Here is a 21,502-nt window from a genome sequence, read left to right as displayed (position 1 = left end):
AATTTATCCGTTTATTGATAGTTAATGTCTTCAGTTTCGATCATTATTCCTACTTTTAACGAAGAAGCCTGCTTGATTAGAACTTTGCGTCAACTTGCTCTACTTTCACCACCACCCCAAGAAATTATAGTGGTTGACGGTGGCAGCGAAGATGAAACTCTTCTAATCGCAAAATCTGCTTTTGAATCTTTTTCTTCAACAGCGAAAATCCTAATCCTTCAATCTTGCGATCGCGGACGTTCTGTACAAATGAATTATGGTGCAAAACAGGCGACTGGAGATATTTTATGTTTTGTTCATGCAGATACTACCGTACCCGATGATTTAATTGCTTTAGTTGATAAGACTTTAGCAGACTCAACGGTTGCTTGCGGTGGGTTTATTTCTTTGATGACTGGTTCTCAAACTACTCGCTGGGCTACATCATTACACAATTATCTTAAAACTTATTACGCACCACTAATTTTTCGACCTCATTTGTTTTTCAAAGGTTTGCGTTTGTTATTTGGCGATCAGGTAATGTTTTGTCGTCGCCAGGACTTTTGGGATTGCGGTGGCTTTGATGAAGCGCTACCAATTATGGAAGATGGAGATTTATGTCGAAAAATTGCGCGCAAGGGAAGAATATGCATGTTAAATCGTGTAGTGCAAAGTTCTGACCGCCGAGTTGCACGTTGGGGTGCCCTGAAAGCAAATGTAATTTATCTATATATTGGGTTTCTCTGGGGAATAGGTGTTGATGCTAAGTTTCTCAAGCGGTTTTATGAAGATATTCGCTGAAAATTGCTGAATATTTCAGAAAATACTATAGTTTCGATTGTAATTACGTGCTGTAATGAACAATTTAATTACCAGTATTAGAAGTAAAAATACTTATTCATAAATATGTTATTTTATACTTTTGGTTAATGTATTAGTGGAACAAATCTTGCAATAAAAAGAGATAGTGTTTGTGCAAGAATAACAAGCTCGTTAAGAAAATGGCGTTGCTGATTGAAAGTATGAATAGCCAATAACCCTAGTTTTGCACAATAAATGAAATTTACAGGCTCCCGAGTTTAAGGGGTTTAGTTTATCAAAGTACACAGCCTAGGCAGAACCTCAATGAATTGCGTTCCTAGTCTTGAAGCTAATACTTAGTTGATAAATATACATTTACTTTTTGCCGGGGTAAAGTAAATATGTTGCTTTTTAAACAGTTGACTTTCAGTAATTGATGATTATACTTAGGAATTAACACTTGTTTTATTTATTAAAAGTATTCTGATATACCAATGGAATCAAAAGCACTGTTGAAAACCACTACGAAAAAACCTAAAGTACATTTTCACTTTATTGACGGGCTTCGTGCTTTGGCGGCTTTATGGGTTATTCTGTTTCACTCTGTAATAGATCCTGATAAGACTATTTCCCAATTTACCGATACCTTACCCAAATGGTTTGTATATGTAGTATTTGAAAAAGGTCATTTGGGTGTGCCTATCTTTTTCGTAATCAGCGGTTTTTTAATTGCTTATTCGTTAAAAAATACTCAATTTAATTTTGCCTGGTTCAAAAATTTTGTTCTACGTCGTTTAGTCAGACTCAGTCCTACTTATTACCTATCTATTCTGATAACACTAGCTATTGGTTTTATTGCTGCATATGCTAAGAGTGAAGAATTTGCACCCTTGGGACACCCTTTATCTGTTCCAAGATTAATAGCGCATTTGTTTTATCTACAGGATATTTTCAAACTGCATCATATAAATGATGTTTACTGGACATTATGTTTGGAAGTTCAATCCTATTTTATATTTGGCATCCTTTTTTGGTTAGTGCAATGGATCGATTCTCGTTGGAATACTAATCGAGGGAGACTTTTTGTCTTTCTTCCCAGTGCTGTTATTGCTGCTTTCTATGCAATCGAAATAATTAGATATGAGGGTAGGGCAACAATATTTTTACCGATATGGTACAGTTTTCTACTCGGTATTTTTGCTTATTGGGCATGGCGCAAGGAATTGAAGCTTTTGCTTTTCTATTTCTATGTTGCAATATTAGTGTCTGCGGGAATAGCCAATTCTTCAATTTTTGCGATCGCGAGTTCAATTGTTGCGGTACTCTTGCTGGAAGTTGCGCGTGCTAACCGGATGGGACAATTGCTGAATTGGCAATGGTTACAATTTTTAGGGAAAATTTCTTATAGCTTATATCTAACTCACACTCCTGTTTTGGGAGGTATATATTGGATTGTATTTAAACTGTTTAATCATTCAGTCTGGAGTGAATTTCTTGCCTTAATGCTGGGAGTAGGAGGTTCAATTGCCTTTGCAACCCTAATATGGCAAGTCATGGAAAAACCATCTATTCAATGGAATAAAAATTTAAAATTCACAAAAAGTAGCAATCAGCAGGCAAGTAGTAATTAAAACAGGACTTACGCAACTGTCACAAGACCCGGATGGTGCGTGACACTACAAGTCCTATTACTACGTTCAAAGTTGATCTAAGTGTCACAGCACCCTACAAAAAAATATATCGTTTGCGTAAGCCCTATAAAAATTAAAAATTAATATTCATTTATTCTTGTGATTGAAAACAATACTCTTTGCAGAAGAAGCCCAGTAATCTTTTCGCTGGTTGAGCCACTTACTTGCAGGCTTTAAATAAACATTCTCTGACAAAAATAAATATTTAAATTATTATGATGTCTGATTAATCACAAATTAATGATAGGATTCCCAAGTTGCGTTCTATAGGAACGAAGAGTGAAAACTAATCAACTTGATTTGTTCTCACCGTCGGAGATTGATTCTGCAACAAGCAGAACTCCCGTGTTATTGATGGATGTGAAAGCTTTAAAAAAGTGGAAAAAGCAGATATCCGTCCATCAACAACAAGTGAGAACAAGTAAACCAGCGCTTCAAGTAGCTTTATTTGAAGTGTCGCCAGCACATGTCTCGCCAGATATAATAGATCCTTTTGAACTTGAACCTTGTTCGCTGTCTTTTTATAGATTGCCAGCAGATAGTCCAGGTCAAGCTTGCCTTTATTTTGTGGTCGATATGGCTGCTGATTTACTGCTTTATGTCGGTGAAACCTGTAAATCGAATCACAGATGGAAAGGGATACATGATTGCAAGCGGTATATTGAAAAATATCAGGACTTGCATTATCAATATGGTTTAAAGACAGCAGTTAACATTGCCTTTTGGTGGGATGCTCCTGATTCAACCAAACCCAGACAAAATTTAGAATTAAAACTAATTCAAAAATGGAAGTCCCCTTTTAATAAAGAAAACTGGAAACTTTGGGGACAGCCGTTTGGGTGAATCAGTTAACAGCGAGCAGTGAGCAGTTATCAGTTATCGGTAAAAATAAAATAAGCGACAAACAAAGAATTATTCGTCTAATAATCTATTTTGTGCAGTCAATTATTAACTAAATCAAGAGTTTACCGTTTATCCAACCAAAAACCGCTGCACCTGCTCACTGTTCACTGTTCACTGCTCACTGCTCACTTTTTATAAGCGATTCGCAAACTTTGTATGAGTATGACAAGGGAAGCAACTGCCATTAATCCACCCCAAAACCAATAAGGTAAAAATAATTGTCGCTGTATTTGTCCGGTATCAGAAAGTCCTAAAGGACCTGCGGTACGAGTAAACAAATAATCAACTTGGTGATAAGTACTTATACAGGCTTGCACGCCGAGAAATTGAATGCTAAATCCCTGAAACCAACGATTTCCTTTAAAACCAATACCAAGGATAATTAAACCTAAAAGGATAATCGCGACTATTCCAAAAAGCGAACGTACCCAAATTAATACTGAAAATAGTAAAAATCCGCCTAATATTTTTAAACTGATGCTGGCTGTCTTGAAGCTACGGGATGCCAAAATTAATATAGCACCTGCAATTGGCGGTCCCATCGGTCCAGCAGCAGATACTAAAGCACGACCAATCGGTCCAAACAATAACCTACCGCTGTGATAGGCGACACCAGAACCATCAGCGGAAATTTGTAGCTGCTGAAAGTTTCCTCCCAGCAGTATAGCTGCTAAGCCGTGACCCATTTCGTGAAACCAAGTCGCTAAAATCGAAAATGGGTATAAAATATAATCTCCATATGGTACTTGCCATAGTACAATCGTAGCTACGGCAGCCCCAATTAACCACCATATTCCTATACGGTCTACGCTATTGTTTAGTTTAGTTTCTAGTGATTGAAAATCCATAAATTAAAGGCTAAAGGTCAAAGATTAAAAGTTAAAGGGTAAAGGTTAAACAAACTTGTTTCTATATACTATCTAATCCCTAATAACCATGCCCAATGCCACAACATTAAAATGGATTATAAATTACGGAGAAATATAAACCGTTTTCTTGTAAGGTGTCTTTGTCTCCTTCAACTGTAATTAGGGGAATTCCCCAGTCAAAACGGGCAGTAAGTCGTTCTTGTAGCTGCAATCGCAATCCCAATCCTACAGATAACAAAGTTTCGGTTTCGCTTTCGCCATTGGCTTCGTCTCTACCTCCTCGGTTCCAAGCGGTACCAAAGTCTACAAAAGGAGCAAGCTGCAAGAGGTTATTTTGACCGGAAAAACGAGCTATGGGAAGTCTTACTTCGGCTGATGCAAAAACGGCATTATCGGTAAGCAAAGCGTCTTGACGGTATCCCCTAACACTTTCTTGCCCGCCGATACCAATTTGCTCCAAAGGTACGAGGGGTCTGTCTGAGAACTGTACGTCACCACGTAATAGGAACAGTGTATCTGGTGCTAAAAGACGCACCCACTGAGCTTGTCCTCTCCAAGCGTAAAAACGACTATCGGGGGATGTGTTGTTAATCGTAGAATCAAGAGCATCTAATCCGACGCTAAACTGAGAACGCACAGCAAAAACTTGACTGCTGCTACGATTTGTCCACTCCTGGAAAAAACGAATTGCGCTGATGCGGGTTCTGCCTTCGTCATCTGCTCCCGGTGAATTAGGAAAGGGAATTTCACCATCAAATAAACTCGCTTTACTTTCTCGACGACTGGCTGTTACACCTATAGCAAATTCTTGCTGCGGTGTTTCTATTATCGGTTGACGCAGCGATAATTCGTAATAACGGGATTGGGATTGAATATCAAGAACATTGAACGGACTTTCAATTACATCGCTATCGGAAGTACCATAACTAAATGATAAAGTCCCGTTACGAGGATTTACGGGCAAAGTATAATTGAAATCAAAGGAATTACTGCCGTCGGTATTGCTGTAACCACCGCTGATACTGTCACCCCATCCAAATAAGTTGGCTTCGCTTACTTGAATTTGGCGGCGAAAACTACCTACTGCCGGGGAACGTCCGTTATCTAAGCTCAGTTGAGTGTTAAAAGTTTTTGTTTCTTCAATGGTTAATTCTAGTAGACTTTCTCCGGGGCGGGTGCCAGCAGATAGTTCGGCTGAAAGCTTGTCTATTAAAGGGTTAAGCTGTAATAGCTGTAATGATTCTAGTAGCTTTGTGCGATTTAAAGGTTTTCTCGCGCCTCTTTTGATGCGGGAACGAATATATCCAGAATTTAACCGGCGATTTCCGGTGACTTTGATATCTTCTAGTTCACCTTCTATAATCTCAATTTCAACCGTACCGTCTTGAAATTTCTGGGTTGGAATAAAAGCTCCACTAGTTATGTATCCTGCATCAAGGTACAACTGCGTCAGTTGCGATCGCAGTTGTAAAAGTTCGGCAAATGTTATTGCGCGATTAGTATAAGGTTTGGTAATTGCATCAAATTCTTTCTCATCAAAAACCGTGCTACCTTTAATCTCAAATTTATCTACAACAATTTTCTGAGGAACTTCGCTGGGTACGTTTATTTCTGGTTGGGTAGGAGTACCGTTTGGTTCTAACAATTGTTCCGGTGGTGGTAAAGTCGGGATACTTGGTTCCGGAAGGGTTTGAGTTGACGGAGGCTTAGTAGGATCTTTTGAGGAAGGTTTGTTGGGCTGGGGTGCTTGGGAAATATTTGCCGGATATCTGAATAAGATATCTGCATCTACAGATTGCTTTGGGGTTGAGCTATTTAAAACTGACACAGTTGAACTATTACTAGTACGCTTTGACTTGTTTTTCGCAATAGCTTTGTTTAACCTTATAGCTTTTGAATCTGAGATATTAAATTGTTTATAATATTCTGAATTCCTATTTGTTTTCTTAATTTCTTCGGCTTTAAGCGGTTTTACTAACGTAAAAGTGAATAAGAAGGCAAAACTTAAACACTGACAGTATTTATAGCTATCTGGAAGTAAAAAATCTTTAACAGGCATAATAACAGGTAAATGAGGACCTGGACAATATAAAATTGAAGACAGTCACTTTAGTAACAAACATAACATTACTCTTGTAACTGAAGATTTGGTTATTTGCCTCGTTGATTTTACCAACATTCAGTTCAATATATACAAAAACTTTAATTTATAGCTGATAACAGCCAATAACTAAAGATATGAATGTTTACTATTATCATATGCCTGCAAACACGTCAATTAAACCTAAGGCAATATTTTAATCAATTAAACTCACTTGTTTAGCACGGATTCTAGTTATCATTCGCGGATTCTTGCCTTAATTTTTTAATTCTTCAGTATTAATTAAGGTTGAAAGACTCTGCTTATGGAAGATATGAAAATATTACTGTTCCTCATAGATCGGTTCGATCCAACCTACATAAATTTTTATCTTTCCAAAATCATCAAGCAAGGTTATGGGCGTTGCTGAATTGAGGTATGAATTGATTTTTCTTATATCTACATATGCCCCCTAAATCCCCCAGTTTCGGGGGACTTGAAATTATCTTTCTCCCCCAAAATTGAGGGCTGGGGGAGCAAATCATACTTTTAATCAGCAGCGCCAAGTTATGCACTACTGCGAATCTTTCTAATCCGTTATGACTAGATTGGCAATGTCATTTTGCGGTAGCGTATTTTTCGACATTCACGACTTAATTTAATTAAAAATATAGAATTCACCAATTAAAACATCAAATAAGTATATTCTCTGAGAAATAAGTATAATTTTGTTGACATAGACATGTATCTAAGTAAAAATAGCAGAACTAATTTTCTTTGAAGGGGTGTATTTGCCGAACTCATTTTTTAGGAGAAAGATTTATGAATGGCTTCGACATAATACCAAGTAACGATTCGCTTTTAACTGAAGACTCTTCACAACTGCTTGCTGATAATGGATTGAATGGTGGAAGTCCGCTACCACAGTCTAGTTCTTCATCTAGTTTTTCAATGCTGCCTGTCCGTTATGAAGCAGAAGATTTAAATCTGAATAATTTTTTGATTAAGAGTAATAATGTTTCTTCAGGCGGCGAACATATTTCTTTGTTGGGTAGTAATAGTAACACTGGAACCGCTGCGGGAATTTTCAACGGTTTGGCAGGAAGTTATTACGTAAATGTAGCTTATTACGATGAAAATGATGGTATTTCTTCTGCTACCGTAACGGTTGCGGGAGAAATTGAGAATTTTCGTTTTGATAAAAATTTACCTGGAAATGCTGTTGCACCGGAAACGTTAACATCTTATGTGACTCATCCCATATTGGAATTGCAGTCAGGAGATGCTTTTGAGATTGAAGCACAATATGACTTGGGTGAGTTTGCTCGTATTGACTATATTGAATTCGTTCCGACGCAAAATGCATCTCAGCCTGACGGAAGCCTACGTTATGAAGCTGAAAAATTACAGCTTACAGGCTATCAAACGGCACCAATTTCAGGAGCTTCGGGTGGAGAGCAAATAAATTTAAACAATACAGACAATACATCTGGAGTTGCACAAGGTGTTTTTGCTGGTGAAGCTGGAATTTATAGAGTAAGGGTAGGTTATTACGACGAAAATGATGGAGTTTCTTCTGCAACAGTAACAGTTGCAGGGCAAACTAGAAGCTTTGAATTCGATGAAGATTTACCATCCAGTGCTCCCGTACCTGAAACTTTAACATCTCGTGTCACTCATTCAGTAATAGGATTAAAGCCTGGTGATGCTTTTAAGATTGAAGGGCAATCTAATTTTGGTGAATTTGCTCGCGTTGATTATATCGAATTCATTCCCATACAAACTACAGTCGATGCCACAACAGCTATACGCTATGAAGCAGAAAATTTCCAACAGCTTGATGACTATGTAATTAGCTCTAACAGTAACTCTTCTGCTGATAAACATATTTCTGTATACAATTCAAGTTATCAAACTATAGGCGATGTGTTCGATGGAGAAACAGGTTTTTATCAGGTAAAAGTAGGTTACTACGATGAAAATGACGGTAAGTCTACGGCAACGGTGACTGTTGGAGGGCAAAGCCGTACTTTCTTGTTTGATGAAGATTTGCCTTCTGCTGGAGCAACTGCCGCAGCCTTAACCCAACGTGTAACCCATGAAGCTGTAAGAATACAAAAGGGAGACAATTTTGTAATTGATGCAATATCGAATGCTGCCGAGTTCGCCCGTTTTGACTATATAGAATTCGTCGCGGTAAATCCTCCAGATGGTTCGACATACTACGTTTCACCGGATGGCAGCGACGATAATCCAGGCACGGAACAATTGCCTTGGAAGACTATTAATTATGCAGTTAGCCAAGGTTCTCCAGTAATAGCAGGAGACACAGTTTTAGTAAAACCGGGTACATATACCGAGCTAATTAACTTAGATAAATCCGGTGATGATGAGCTAGGACATATTACTTTAAAAGCTGATGGTGAGGTGATTTTAAAAGATCCAGATCCTATAAATGGTCACTTCAGAGAGGGTGTAATTCAATCTGCTGGAGAAGGTTTCTGGATTATCGATGGCTTCCGGATTGAAGATACATCTTGGGCTGGTATTTCCCTTAGAGATGCAAATAATATGATTGTGCAAAACAATCATACATTTGAAACAGGAGCTTCAGGCATTATTATCATGCCCGATACTTACTTCTTCGGAGGAGATGCCGAAGTTACTAGTAGAGATATAAAAGTCTTAGGTAACACAATTGAACGAGCCAATTGGATATGGGCAGGTTTAGGAGACACAAGAGGCACTCAAGAAGCTTTGAGTATTTGGGGTGTAGATGGCTTTGAGGTTGCGAACAATCTTGTCAAAGAAGGAAAGCGCGAGGGAATCGATGCTAAAACAGGTTCTCGTAATGGTTCTATTCACAACAATACTGTAACTGGAGTCGCACAGGTATCTGGAACTCCAATCGGTTACAACGCAGGTGCTGCAATTTATGTAGAAGGAAATCGGGCTGATACTTTCAACATAGATGTTTACAACAATATTGTTTACGATAACGTTGCTGAAGGAATTGTAGTGGCTGACGAAATACCTGGTAATGGGGATGTTAGCGATATTCGCGTTTTCAACAACGTAGTCTATGGAAATGGAACATTAGGCATCAATAGCGGTATGGGTATTGCGGTAACTAGTAACGTCAATAATGTTGAAGTTATTAACAATACGGTTTTCAATAATATTCAGTCGATTGTGGTTAATGGTACGGATTATACTGGCGGCTACAATACATATGATGTATTGGTACGAAATAACATCTTTGCTGATGCTGTCTTTCGTAATGGTTTAATCCAAGATGCGAGCAATGTAACCCTCGATAACAACCTATTTACCAACGACTTTAACCAGCTTTATGAAAGTGGAGGTGGATTAACTAACTTTATTGAAACCAATAATATTCAGGTAGAAATAGTTGGTTTCTTAGATGTTGCAGCTAACAATTACCGTTTGTCTTCTAATTCAGCTGCAATCAATATTGGTTCCGATGGAATTCCCGATTATGCATCCATTGATAAAGATGGGATACTGCGAAACCAAGATGAGGCTCCGGATGCAGGTGCTTACGAGTATGTCGTTTAACAGATAAAGAGTGTTGCTGAGAAATATGAAGTTGTAATTTTATATTGTGTGAGACGTAGCCATGCTACGTCTCTACATGAGTTTCGGATTTGTCACAACATGTAGATGAATATAATTCATCACTCAATTGAGCAATGTTAAACTTTCTCTCTCTTCTTCCTTAGTGTTCTCTGCGATTTTTTTATCCCATATAAATTTCAGGAATTACGTTTTTATCCTAGCTATTGCTTGGTGTGTAACACTACAAGCTTTATTACTGCTGTAAATTTTTTCTAAGCTACAAACCCTATAATCATATTTGGCTACCTACATAAGTCTTTAATTTATCAATCCACTTCATTTTATTTAATCTTCAATAGTGTATTTTTGTCTTTTAGATAAGTTTTGATAAACTCCTATGAATCTCAAATTATATTTTTGCATCCTGAGACTTCAGAAAATTGATCTATTAAAAAATTTGCGATCGCGCTTTTTTGACTTGGAGATAAGCAATGTTTTGTAATTCTCTGAAACCTTTATATTGCAGTATATATAGTTTAGATTTTATTATATTTGGAAATTATAAAAATTGATAAAATCATAAATCAATACAAATTATGAGCGGCATGTCATCTTGGTTAACTAAGTTATTATGCTTAGGTAAATACTCACTTTTTGCTTCAAAGCCCAGATATACAAATATTAAAACAATTATTTTCCGTAATCTTGTTTTGAGAGAGATTTATGCTTTTTTTTTGACAAATAATAATATGAATTTAGTCATTGATTAAAGAATTTTATATAGGCATTTCTTACTAAGTATTTATCTATATTTTTTATATTCAGAGGTTTTTAATATCACTTTAAACCTCAATTTTTATTGTTAAAACTGGAAGTGTCAGTTAAATATCAGCGTGTGTTTGCCGAATTCATTTTCAGGAGAAAGTTACTCATGAATGATTTCGACATATCACTTAATAACGAATCCTCTTTGTCTGCAAATCCCCAAGAATTAGTTCCGAATTCAGGATTAGAAGCAGCAGGAATGGTTGCAGATGATTCACAGAATTCCGGTAATTCCTCAATGTTACCTACCTTGTCAGAAGATATTTTGCGTTACGAAGCGGAGGAATTAACGTTAAGCAACTATCAAATTGAGTCAAATAATGCTTCTTCAGAGGGAAAACATATTTCTCTTTTGGGCAGCGATAGTAATAGTGGCACGGCAACAGGTGTTTTTAATGGTGAAGCCGGAACTTATGAGGTAAATGTAGGTTTCTATGATGAAAATGATGGAGTTTCTTCTGTAGATATAACTGTTGCAGGTAAGCTTGAAACCTTTTCATTCGACAAAGATTTGCCTGCGGATAAAGCAGCAGCAGAGGCTTTGACATCCCGCGTCACCCATTCAGAAATTGAACTGCAACCAGGAGATGATTTTAAGATTGAAGCAGAAAGTAATTTAGGTGAATTCGCTCGAATTGACTATGTAGAATTTATTCCAATGGATTCTTCTACCGAAACAGATACCGATCTAGGTAGTAATATAGACTCTTCTATCGAAACAGATACCGATCCAGGTGGTAACATAGACTCTTCTATCGAAACAGATACCGATCCAGGTGGTAACATAGACTCTTCTATCGATAAGGATGCTGGCAAAGATGACAGTATAAAGTCTCCGATGGATGCTCAAACATACTATGTATCTCTAGACGGTAGCGATGATAATCCAGGGACAAAAGAAAAGCCTTGGAAAACCGTTAACCACGCCGTTCAAAAAGATTCTGCGGTAAAAGCTGGAGATACCATCTTAGTACAACCCGGTACATATACAGAGTTGATTACTCTGGATAAATCTGGAAATGAAGAACTAGGTCATATTACATTAAAGGCTGATGGTGATGTTACTTTGCGCGATCCAGATCCTAATGTCGGAGATTTTAGAGAAGGTGTGATTCAATCGGCTAATCAAGGACATTGGATTATCGATGGTTTCCGAATTGAAAATACTTCCTGGGCTGGTATTGCCTTGAGAGATGCAAACAATATGATTGTTCAGAATAACCATACATTCGAGACTGGTGCTTCAGGTATTATTGTCTTACCTGAAAGTTATTACGAGGGTGGAGAGGCTGAAGTTACTAGCCAAGATATCAAGGTTGTAGACAATAAGATTGAACGAGCAAACTGGAGATGGACTGGACTCGGCGATACTAGAGGTACGCAGGAGGCATTGAGTATTTGGGGTGTTGACGGTTTCGAGGTTGCGAACAATATTGTGAAAGAAGGAACCCGTGAGGGTATTGATGTCAAAACAGGCTCTCGAAATGGTTCGATTCACAATAACACTGTGACGGAGGTTGCAAAAATAGGCGGTACAGCCGCAGGTTATAACGGTGGTCCCGCTATCTACGTTGATGGTAATCGCGCTGACAGTTTCAATATCGATATTTACAACAATAAAGTTTACGGTAATACCTCAGAAGGAATTGTGATTAATGATGAGGAGCCTGGTGCTGGTGATGTCAGAGATATTCGCGTTTTTAATAACGTGGTTTATGACAATGGAACTCAAGGTGTTAACAGTGGCGCTGGAATAATGGTAGGTAGTAATGTTAAGGATGTTGAAATTACCAATAATACTTTGTCTGGCAATGTTCAGTCGTTTGTGATTGATGGTAGTGACTTCTTTGAAGGAGATAAAGTCTCTAATGTTGTACTGCGTAACAATATCTTTGCAGATTCTGAATACCGTCATGGTTTTGTTGAAGATGCAGAAGATATAGTATTGGACAACAACTTATTTACAGACGGCGCTGATAAACTATTTGAAACAGGCGATGGAGTCAATAATATTGAAGAAACAAATAACTTTGAAGTCAAATCAGTCGGTTTCTCCGATGCAAAAGCTAAAGATTACCACTTAACTGCTAATTCTGCGGCAGTTGATGCGGGTACAAATGTCATGCCTGAATACTTAAAAGGCGATGCAGATAGCAAACAGCGCAAAATAGGTAAAGCTGTTGACGTAGGAAGCTTTGAATTTGGTAAATCAGATGCCGTAGTCGATGATAATTCTGTAAAAGCTTACAATAAAGGCAGACAAGAAGATGCAGAAAAAGCAGCAAATTCTAAAGATTCTTCAGACGATGAAAATATTGTCTTAAGAAATAAATTCTTCTAACTTATTCATCGAAAATATAGCCCTTTTCGGTTGAGTAAAATACATCCTTATGGTGGGATGAAGAAATTTTGGCGGGGAGATATTCTTCCCGTCAAAATTGGCAGCACCCTTTTCCATTAGACTTCTATCAATTGTCTTTGCATTCCACCCAAGTTAAAACCGTCATATAACTATTTCTTTTGATGCAATGATAGCTGCACATCAACTTATGAATTTGATTTTTGTACTGTTTATATTTTATTTTTTCTCGACTGTTCTATCCAGTAAAAAGGTAAAGCAAATAACCATAGTACAGTAATAATCAAAATGATGATAAAAGATATAAATTTATCTTCTGGATATAAACTTGGATGGCGAGACTTAAACCTTATCCAGTTAATCAAAAAAGATATCGAGAATATAGTATATATAATACTTAAATGATTAAATGCACCCTGTATTTCGATATTCATAAATAGACATCTTACACTTTAATATAAAATTGCATAGCTATTCTATTTTTTGGATATCCTCTAACCTTGCTAATAAAAGGTCGCTGATAACTACACCAAATATGTGAGAATCTCTACTAAATAACGGTACAGAATAAGTTGTTAGTAAAATATCTTCACCACTTTTTCCGATGTCAAAATAAGGAACGCTCCAAATAGGTTTTCTTTGCTTCACTGGGACTTCATACCAAACTGTATTAGAATACATCAATGTATCTGCAATATCTTTACTAACAAATTTGTTTACATCTCTCAATACAAAAGGACAAGAACACATTATCTCCGGTGAAAAAGCGAATGCGCTGCCAAGTATTTTTGGATTTTTTCGTAAATGATTTTTTAAACCGATAAAAACATCATCAATATTTGAAGGAATACCATTGAAAGAGGAAGCCAACTCTTCGGTCGCTTCTTGAATTATTTTTCTTGTTCTGTCTCTATGATTTACTACCTTTTTATTTTTTAAAATAGCAAGATAGCTTTTAATAAACGGGGTATCAAAATTTACACTATTGTGAATATTATTCATTTTTTATTAATTTTACTTCTACATTTGCAACGAAGTAATAATGCACCGCGACTAATAATTAGTTGGGTGCATCATTTTTGTAAGCAAAAGTGGCATCAAAGCTTGAGACACTTATCAATACTGAAAACTAGCCGAATCTAGGGACAGAAGGGAGGAAAGGAGAATCAACTCCTAAATTATTAATATCATACAAAGAGTTCATACTATAAAAATATAAATTTACAAAGGATATATTTTTACGAATTTTTGGTGAATCTTTAGATATTCTCTATATTTTGTTTAGCAGAACCAACGTCTATATTATACTATTTAACACTTTCATTATGATTTATTTATCAAAGCTATATAAATAAACAATTGCTCGGTAACTAATATTTATATATATAAGTTGTGTATTGTCTTCGCTGTTGATGGCTATTTTCTATTTAAAGGTAGGTAACTTCTATTGGCTAATAGGTAATAGGGAATGTTTAAATAATTTTAAGAATCTAAAGACTTTTTTCTAAAAGAGATTGGATTAATTTTATAGTCTAAAAAGCATTAATAACAGCATAAAAAGCAAAGTGATAGGCAGTAAAAAGGATTGAAAGACAAAATAAATATGAGATTAAACTAGATAAAAAATATTCTTATTGTAACTGATAAATTATAAATTAGAGCCTAGCAATTACTTTTATTAAACATGGTAGGCGGTATTTTACTGTCATGTTACCTTGTGAAAATTCTGTTGCACTACCATGTTAGTTCGGAATTATTGTTTAATGAATTATTTATAATAAACGTAACTGTTGATTTTGGCTGTTTGCAGCATTGTGTTCTTCCGAATTATTTTTCTCCTCTATAGAATCAAACAATTCATCATCTTCTCCTAATAGAGTATGTGCCGCTTGTAGCATAGAATCAGCTATATCCTGGAGGTCTTCTCGATTATTAAGATAAGTTTTTAATGCTTCCATGGGATCGATGCTACTGCTGGCACTCAATTCTGGAACGCGGGGGCGAGCCAACTGGCTTACTAATTCTGGGTGAATAGTATAAGTATGGGCTGGGCTTAATATTTCCTGTAACGAAGAGTTATCAATTAAATCTAACTGTTCCGAACGAAGCTTGTAAACTAACCTAACAACTGCATCTTCAATATTGTTTTTGGCTACAGATTTAGCGATCGCCGCGAGTGGATCTTCAGTTTTGGACACGTCTACTTCAATGGTACGAAAACTGCGAACTGCTAAAGGACAAAATTCCCATTTAGCGCTGCCGGATTCGACTTCTACCATTACATAACCTTTGTCTTCCTTTTCTTCGCTAAAATCAACTCGTTCGATGCTTCCGGGGTATACTACCGGCGGTTTGTTAGATTTATTCAAATTTTGGTGTCGATGTACATGTCCCAAAGCGACATAATCAAAACACGGACGTGTAAGTAAAGATAAAGGAAGAGTGAAACCTTTCCCCACAGCTAAAAAGCGCTCTGCTCCCAAGTTTGCTTTGTCAGCCATTAAATGGGCTAAAAGTATAATCGGAATATCGGGATCGAGACGACGGATTTCTGCTTCTAGCACAACTTGCAAACGTTCGGTTAATAATTGATTGATTTCCCCGAGCGATAAACCTTGAGTCTCTTGACGAGTCATTAAAGCAGAACGAGTTAACCAAGGTAAAGTAATTACCTGTACTTCACCGCTACGAGTTTGAACATTATGTGTATCTAAAGTATCTCCTACAATAACCCCAGGAACGCCCAAAGTACGGTAAATACATAAGCTAGCTCCCCCTTGTCCCTGAGAATGCTGATCGTGATTGCCTACAAGCAATACGGTAGGAATTTGAGCATCTACCAAACGGCGAAACTGACTTGCAAAAGCCTGTTGTACGTAGGGCGGGGGAGTTGCATCAGGAAAAGCATCCCCACCGAATAACACCAAATCTACTTGTTGTTCGATCGCGCGATCCATGCATACAGATAGAGTCGTGACAAAATCTTCTAATCGCGTATTTAATCCAGTTTCCGGATTGATACGTCCGTGGGTAAAGCCACTTCCCATGTGGATATCGGAAAGGTGTAGGATTTTAATCATAATTAGTTATTAGTTGTTAGTTGTTAGATTAATCGGAAAGAAATATAGTTTGCGGGTTTTAAAAGCTGAGTCATGAAATAGTAAATTTAGCATTAGTAACTCATAACTCATAACTTATAACTTATAACTTACAACTATTTTTTGGTACTATTTCACCAAATTCTCAATACCAATAAAAAATAGAAAGACGTTGCATTGCAACGTCTCTACACAATAAATATTAATTGTTCTTAACCTTCGATATTCTAAATGTGAATTCCACACTCAGTTTTACCACTACCTCTCCATCTTCCATCGCGTTCGCTTTCACCTTCAGCAACTTTAGTAGTGATAGGCTCATCGCCAATGCTGGGATAACCCTGGTCGTGTAAAGGATTGTAAATTACTTTATGTTCTTCAACAAAATCCCAAGTTTCTTTACGAGTCCAGGTAGCTAAAGGATTAATTTTAAGACGACCTTTTTTATCTAATTCAAAAATTGGCATACTTGCACGAGTTGGTGCTTGATCTCTTCTGCGTCCGGTGATCCAAGCAACAGTGTCAAGTTCGTCTAATCCTCTTTGCAAAGGTTCAATTTTAGTAACGTCGTGGAATTTCGCAATATCTTTGTCCCAAAGCGCTTCGCCGTACTTAGCATTAAAGGCTTCGCGGCTATCTACTTCCTCATTTGTATAAATTTTCAAATTAACGTTATACAACTTTTTTACTTTGTCCACTAATTCTAAAGTTTCGCGGAAATGAAACAGCGTATCGAGAAAAATAACAGGTGATTGCTGCTTAAGTTCGCGATAGAGAATATCAGTAATGACAATATCATCTACGTTAAAAGCGCTAGTTTGCACTAACCCAGTAGAAATATTCTCCGCAGACCATGCCAAAATCTCTCTTGGATGGGCAGTTTCATATTTTTGGTTCAACTCTTCCAAATTGAAATTGCTAGATTTGGTAGATGCCGTAGAAATAGTCATGAAAATTAATTGCTCAAATGCTTATATACCAAGGATAAAGTAATTTTACCGCACAAAGGCACATAATCCGGTCGGGATTAAGCAGTTAATAATTAACAAGCTAACAATACAGTGGTTCCCAGAGTGAAGTAAGGGAGGGGGAAGAGGGGAAAACTTTTTTATTCTATTTATTTTGGCGTTGCTGATTAAAAGTATGAACAGCCCCAACCCCCAATTCTGGGGAAGAAATATATTTTAAAGTTCCCCAAAGAAGCGGGAATTTAGGGGGCTGCTATTAAACACAGGACTTACGCAATTGTCACAATGTCCGTTTGGTGCGTGACACTGAAAACATTGTTACTACGTTCACAGTTACTCAAAGTGTCACAGCACCCTACAAGAAAAATGTGCCGGTTGCGTAAGTCCTAAAACAGTAATAATAAATTCATATCTCAATTCAGCAATGCCTTTATTTTTCTGGGCTTTGTTGAGTTGCCAGACTATTAACAACTGTTGCTGGAGTCTCCGGCTCTTGTTGAGACTGATGCAATATTTAATGAGATTCGTATGGTTTGTGCTATTAGCGGGAGAACTGTATTCCACATTGGGCTAGGGTAAATCTGTCAAATTGAATTAAGGGAGCCACTAGAAACTGCTTGCTATCGCAATTACTAAGTAAGTTTGCGTAATTTTAAGTTTTGATATGGTTTTGTAGATAATTATACGGAAAATTGGTAGTCTGGAAAAAGTTTAAAAACAAAAGGTTGTGAAATATGAAGGAATCAAAAGCTCCTAATGCACTCAAAGAATCCTTACTTATGGGCTTTTTTGTAATGATTACTGGCGCGAGTGTAATCACTATCATGAACATGTTTTAAGATAAAGAAAATATTTTCGTTTAATATAAATTAGTATTACCCCGCTCATGACTGAGAGGGGTTTTAAATTTTGTATTTAAGATTTGGCGTTGCTAATTAAAAGTATGAATAGCCCTCTAATCTTCAATTTTTGGAGATTTAGAGGGCTACCCTTAAATAGTAAGAATAAATTCATATTTTAATTCAGCAATGCCCTCGATTTTAACAACGGATGATTGAACTTTAGATTTTGATTTTGATTTTTCAAATGTCTTTGTTAGCAATTACTAATGCCCAATTCCCTATTACCGATGAATAATAGGAATCTCAATCATAAAACTTGTTCCCTCTCCAACTACCGAATGACAAAACAACTTGCCAGCATGTTTCTCTGTAATAATTTGGTAGCTGACTGATAAGCCTAAACCCGTACCTTTTCCTACTTCTTTAGTGGTGAAAAAAGGATTAAAAAGTTTTGGTACAATGCTTGGAGGAATGCCGCAGCCGTTATCGGAAATGCAAATTTGAGCAGTATTTTGATTGATTTTTTTAGTCAAAATTGTAATTTTGGGAATAAAACCATTCTTTTTGGATATTTGCTCTTCTAAAGCATCAATTGCATTAACCAAGATATTCAGAAATACTTGATTTAGTTGAGAAGGGTAGCATTCAATTAAAGGAAGATTGCCGTATTCTTCAATCACCGCAATACCAGATGAATTATTTTTTAGCTTTAAACGGTTTTGTAAAATCATTAATGTAGATTCTAGTCCTTCGTGGATATTTACTTCCTTAAATTCGGCTTCATCTAAGCGTGAAAAATTACGTAATGATAAAACAATTTCTCGGATACGTCGCGTTCCTTCTCCCATTGAGCGAACAATATTTTGCAAATCAATTTTGAGAAAATCAAGGTCTATATTGTCAATTTCTTCTTGAATTTCTGGTACTGGATTTGAGTAATGCTTTTGATAAAGCTCTACAAGTCGGATTAAGTCTTGGCTATATTCTTCAACAAAAGAAACATTTGCATGAATAAAATTTGCAGGGTTATTAATTTCATGAGCTACCCCTGCTACCATTTGTCCTAAACCAGACATTTTTTCTGTTTGAATTAGTTGGGCTTGAGTTTCTTGTAGTTTCTTGAGGGTATTTTCTAACTCAATCGCTTTTTGCTGTACCTCTATTTCTGCTTGTTTGCGTTTGGTAATATCGGTTGCGACACCTAGTATTTGTTTAACCGTACCATCTTCTTTACGATTAAAAACCATTTGTCTATCGTAAAACCAGTGCCATTCTTCATCTGAATCTTTGAGGCGATATTCAAACTCTAAAATGTCTCCATCAGCAGCAGCAAGCATTTTTTGCTGTTGAGAAACAATTTTTTCTAAGTCTTGTGGATGAGTTATTTCAAGCATTAGCTCGTCTATCGAAGCGAGAATATCTTCCTTAAAGTGACCAAGGAAGCTAACAGCTTCTTTATTGACGTAAATTGTTTTCTGTTTTTCAAAATCGTAGATATAAAGAACGTTAGGAGAAGAATCTGTAATTCTTTGAATAAAGTGTTGGCTTGCTTGAAGTTTTTCTTCTGCTTGCTTGCGTTCGGTAATATTTAAAGTAGTTCCTATTAATCTATAAACCTCACCTTGACTATCTTTGATAGGGTTAAGAGTTGTTAAAAAACACATTTCTCGACCTTGCAACGTTAAAGTTTCTTCGTAAGTAATAGCTTTACCCGTTTCTATACATTTTTTACATCTTAGATATATATCTGCTGATGCTTCCAAGCCAAATAATTCTTTGACTGTTTTACCAATAACTTCAGCAGTAGATAAACCCATCATTCGTAGTCCGAAAGAGTTGATACCTACACAAAGTAATTCGTCACCTTCAACATCAAGAACGTAGATATTATGTTCCAATCCATCGTAAATACTGCGTAGAAATTGTTCTTTTTCTCTTAATTTGGCTTCGACTTTTTTCTGCTCTGTAATATCTACAACACAACCGTACCAAATAATCGAATTATCTACTTGTAATTCGGGCTTCGCAATACCTTTTAACCACTTTTTTCTATTACTTGCAGTTATACTTCGCCACTCATGTTCCCAATTTCTTAAAGTCTGAGCAGAAATTGCAATACTTTTTTCTACTTGAGGAAGATCCTCGGGATGGATATCACTAAATACTAATTCACTACTTTCAGGTTGTGTTAATTGTGATGGCTTAATTTCAAAAATTTCCTCACATCCCGAAGAAACATAAGGAAATGACATTGTAGCGTCGGGATGTAAACAAAATTCGTAAATCATTCCCGGTACGTTGTCTGTCAGTTTTTTTAATCTTGCTTCGGTTTTTGCAAGTTCTGCGGTACGTTGTGCGACTCTTGCTTCTAATTCTTCATTCAGTTTTTGTAGCGCATTTTCTGCTTGTTTGCGCTGAGTAATATCAACTATACACCCATCCCAAAGAATAGACTTATCCGTTTGTAATTGAGGTTTTGATATACCTTTCAACCACTTATATTGACCACTCCCAGTAGTCATCCGCCATTCAGATTCCCAATTTTCCAAAGTTTCAGCAGATTTAACAATTGCGTTCTTCAACTTTAATAGGTCTTCGGGATAAATCATTCTAAACAGTAGCTCGCCATCGTCATATACCTCTTGCGGTTCAACTTCCCAAATGTCTTGACAGCCAGAAGAAACGTAGGGAAAAGATATTACACCATCGGGGTTTAGTTGAAACTGGTAAATCATCCCCGGAACGTTATCTGCTAATCGAGAAAGACGCGCTTCAGTTTCACGTAGCTTTGCTGTACGTCTTTCAACCCTTGCTTCTAGTGTCTCATTTAATTTTTTGAGGTTTTCTTCTACTTGCTTTCGTTGAGTAATGTTTTCGTAAGTACCGAAAATTCCAACTACATTACCTTCACCATCGCGTAAAGGAATTTTATTTGTATCCAGCCAGAAACGGTTCCCATCTGCTTGAACTTGAGTTTCGATAATATTGAGTTCGGGTAAACCACTATCCATAACCCGCTTATCGCATTCGCGAAACCATTGTGCTTCCTCTTTTGTCCAAGGTAAATCGTAATCGCTTTTACCTACTATATTTTCTGGTTTATCCACACCAGCATCTTCAGCAAGATTGCGGTTACAGCCCAGATAAACTGAATTCCGATCTTTCCAGAACATAGAATGCGGGATATTATCAATCGCAAGCTGGAATAATTGTTGCGACCATTGTAATTCTGCTTTTAGCTGCTGATTTTCTTGTATAAGAGATTCATAAATACTTTTATCAATAGTGATAGAATTTTCATTCATTGTAAAAATAGGATTTTAAAATAGCCTTCAATATTTATAGTTCCCAAATTTATGTTCGCAGCGAACAGCGGACAGTGAGCAGTGAGCAGTGAGCAGTGAGCAGTGAGCAGTGAGCAGTTATCAGTGAGCAGTGGGCAGTGAAAAGTTTCCAATTACCAATGCCCAATTACCAATGCCCAATTACCAATTACCAATTACCAATT

General features: G+C 36.8%; 11 protein-coding genes. 5 read left to right on the top strand and 6 right to left on the bottom strand.

The window, feature by feature from the left end; all coding sequences use genetic code 11:
- The first annotated feature begins 24 nt into the window (after positions 1 to 24).
- From RIV7116_RS29345 to RIV7116_RS29335, 3 genes are all read left to right on the top strand, one after another.
- A complete protein-coding gene (locus RIV7116_RS29345) occupies positions 25 to 780 on the top strand; it encodes a TIGR04283 family arsenosugar biosynthesis glycosyltransferase (RefSeq protein WP_015121969.1) in 756 nt (251 codons plus the stop codon).
- Between the two features lie 494 nt (positions 781 to 1,274).
- Positions 1,275 to 2,411: an acyltransferase gene (locus RIV7116_RS29340; protein ID WP_015121968.1), complete on the top strand. Its 1,137-nt coding sequence runs from the start codon at positions 1,275 to 1,277 to the stop codon at positions 2,409 to 2,411.
- A gap of 339 nt (positions 2,412 to 2,750) precedes the next feature.
- Entirely contained in the window at positions 2,751 to 3,314 is a 564-nt protein-coding gene (locus RIV7116_RS29335; RefSeq protein WP_015121967.1) for a hypothetical protein, read from the top strand.
- Positions 3,315 to 3,499: 185 nt separating this feature from the next.
- Here RIV7116_RS29335 and RIV7116_RS29330 read toward each other — a convergent pair whose 3' ends face one another.
- Positions 3,500 to 4,222, bottom strand: coding sequence for a M50 family metallopeptidase (locus RIV7116_RS29330; protein ID WP_015121966.1), 723 nt, complete (start codon positions 4,220 to 4,222; stop codon positions 3,500 to 3,502).
- A 106-nt stretch (positions 4,223 to 4,328) separates the two neighbouring features.
- A complete protein-coding gene (locus tag RIV7116_RS29325) occupies positions 4,329 to 6,302 on the bottom strand; it encodes a ShlB/FhaC/HecB family hemolysin secretion/activation protein (RefSeq protein ID WP_015121965.1) in 1,974 nt (657 codons plus the stop codon).
- A gap of 843 nt (positions 6,303 to 7,145) precedes the next feature.
- On the opposite strand from RIV7116_RS29325, the gene RIV7116_RS34315 reads away from it, so the two are divergent.
- Together RIV7116_RS34315 and RIV7116_RS34310 are read left to right on the top strand one after the other, a co-directional pair.
- Positions 7,146 to 9,902 carry a right-handed parallel beta-helix repeat-containing protein gene (locus RIV7116_RS34315; protein ID WP_015121964.1) on the top strand — a complete coding sequence of 919 codons (2,757 nt, stop codon included), beginning with the start codon at positions 7,146 to 7,148 and terminating at the stop codon, positions 9,900 to 9,902.
- 931 nt (positions 9,903 to 10,833) lie between these two features.
- On the top strand, positions 10,834 to 13,068 hold the full coding sequence (locus RIV7116_RS34310) for a nitrous oxide reductase family maturation protein NosD (RefSeq protein WP_015121962.1): 2,235 nt from the start codon (positions 10,834 to 10,836) through the stop codon (positions 13,066 to 13,068).
- A gap of 489 nt (positions 13,069 to 13,557) precedes the next feature.
- Here RIV7116_RS34310 and RIV7116_RS29310 read toward each other — a convergent pair whose 3' ends face one another.
- From RIV7116_RS29310 to RIV7116_RS29295, 4 genes are all read right to left on the bottom strand, one after another.
- Positions 13,558 to 14,088, bottom strand: a complete 531-nt coding sequence (locus tag RIV7116_RS29310; RefSeq protein ID WP_015121960.1) for a cache domain-containing protein — start codon at positions 14,086 to 14,088, stop codon at positions 13,558 to 13,560.
- A 770-nt stretch (positions 14,089 to 14,858) separates the two neighbouring features.
- Positions 14,859 to 16,166, bottom strand: a complete 1,308-nt coding sequence (gene sbcD / locus RIV7116_RS29305) for an exonuclease subunit SbcD (RefSeq protein ID WP_015121959.1) — start codon at positions 16,164 to 16,166, stop codon at positions 14,859 to 14,861.
- Between the two features lie 245 nt (positions 16,167 to 16,411).
- Complete coding sequence (gene cysH, locus RIV7116_RS29300) at positions 16,412 to 17,134, bottom strand: phosphoadenosine phosphosulfate reductase (RefSeq protein WP_015121958.1); 723 nt, start codon at positions 17,132 to 17,134, stop codon at positions 16,412 to 16,414.
- 1,141 nt (positions 17,135 to 18,275) lie between these two features.
- Entirely contained in the window at positions 18,276 to 21,299 is a 3,024-nt protein-coding gene (locus RIV7116_RS29295) for a PAS domain S-box protein (protein ID WP_015121956.1), read from the bottom strand.
- Between the last annotated feature and the right edge of the window lie 203 nt (positions 21,300 to 21,502).

The organism is Rivularia sp. PCC 7116, from assembly GCF_000316665.1.
In the GTDB taxonomy this organism is placed as follows: Bacteria; Cyanobacteriota; Cyanobacteriia; order Cyanobacteriales; family Nostocaceae; genus Rivularia.
Note: the sequence above shows the minus strand (reverse complement) of the source record. Positions and strands in the feature narration are given on the sequence as shown.

Bases quoted from the DNA above. Each gene is read 5' to 3' on its own strand.
- RIV7116_RS29345 (WP_015121969.1), top strand. From the start codon at position 25: ATGTCTTCAGTTTCGATCATTATTCCTACTTTTAACGAAGAAGCCTGC.
- RIV7116_RS29340 (WP_015121968.1), top strand. From the start codon at position 1,275: ATGGAATCAAAAGCACTGTTGAAAACCACTACGAAAAAACCTAAAGTA.
- RIV7116_RS29330 (WP_015121966.1), bottom strand. From the start codon at position 4,222: ATGGATTTTCAATCACTAGAAACTAAACTAAACAATAGCGTAGACCGT.
- RIV7116_RS29325 (WP_015121965.1), bottom strand. From the start codon at position 6,302: ATGCCTGTTAAAGATTTTTTACTTCCAGATAGCTATAAATACTGTCAG.
- RIV7116_RS34315 (WP_015121964.1), top strand. From the start codon at position 7,146: ATGAATGGCTTCGACATAATACCAAGTAACGATTCGCTTTTAACTGAA.
- RIV7116_RS34310 (WP_015121962.1), top strand. From the start codon at position 10,834: ATGAATGATTTCGACATATCACTTAATAACGAATCCTCTTTGTCTGCA.
- RIV7116_RS29310 (WP_015121960.1), bottom strand. From the start codon at position 14,088: ATGAATAATATTCACAATAGTGTAAATTTTGATACCCCGTTTATTAAA.
- sbcD (WP_015121959.1), bottom strand. From the start codon at position 16,166: ATGATTAAAATCCTACACCTTTCCGATATCCACATGGGAAGTGGCTTT.
- cysH (WP_015121958.1), bottom strand. From the start codon at position 17,134: ATGACTATTTCTACGGCATCTACCAAATCTAGCAATTTCAATTTGGAA.
- RIV7116_RS29295 (WP_015121956.1), bottom strand. From the start codon at position 21,299: ATGAATGAAAATTCTATCACTATTGATAAAAGTATTTATGAATCTCTT.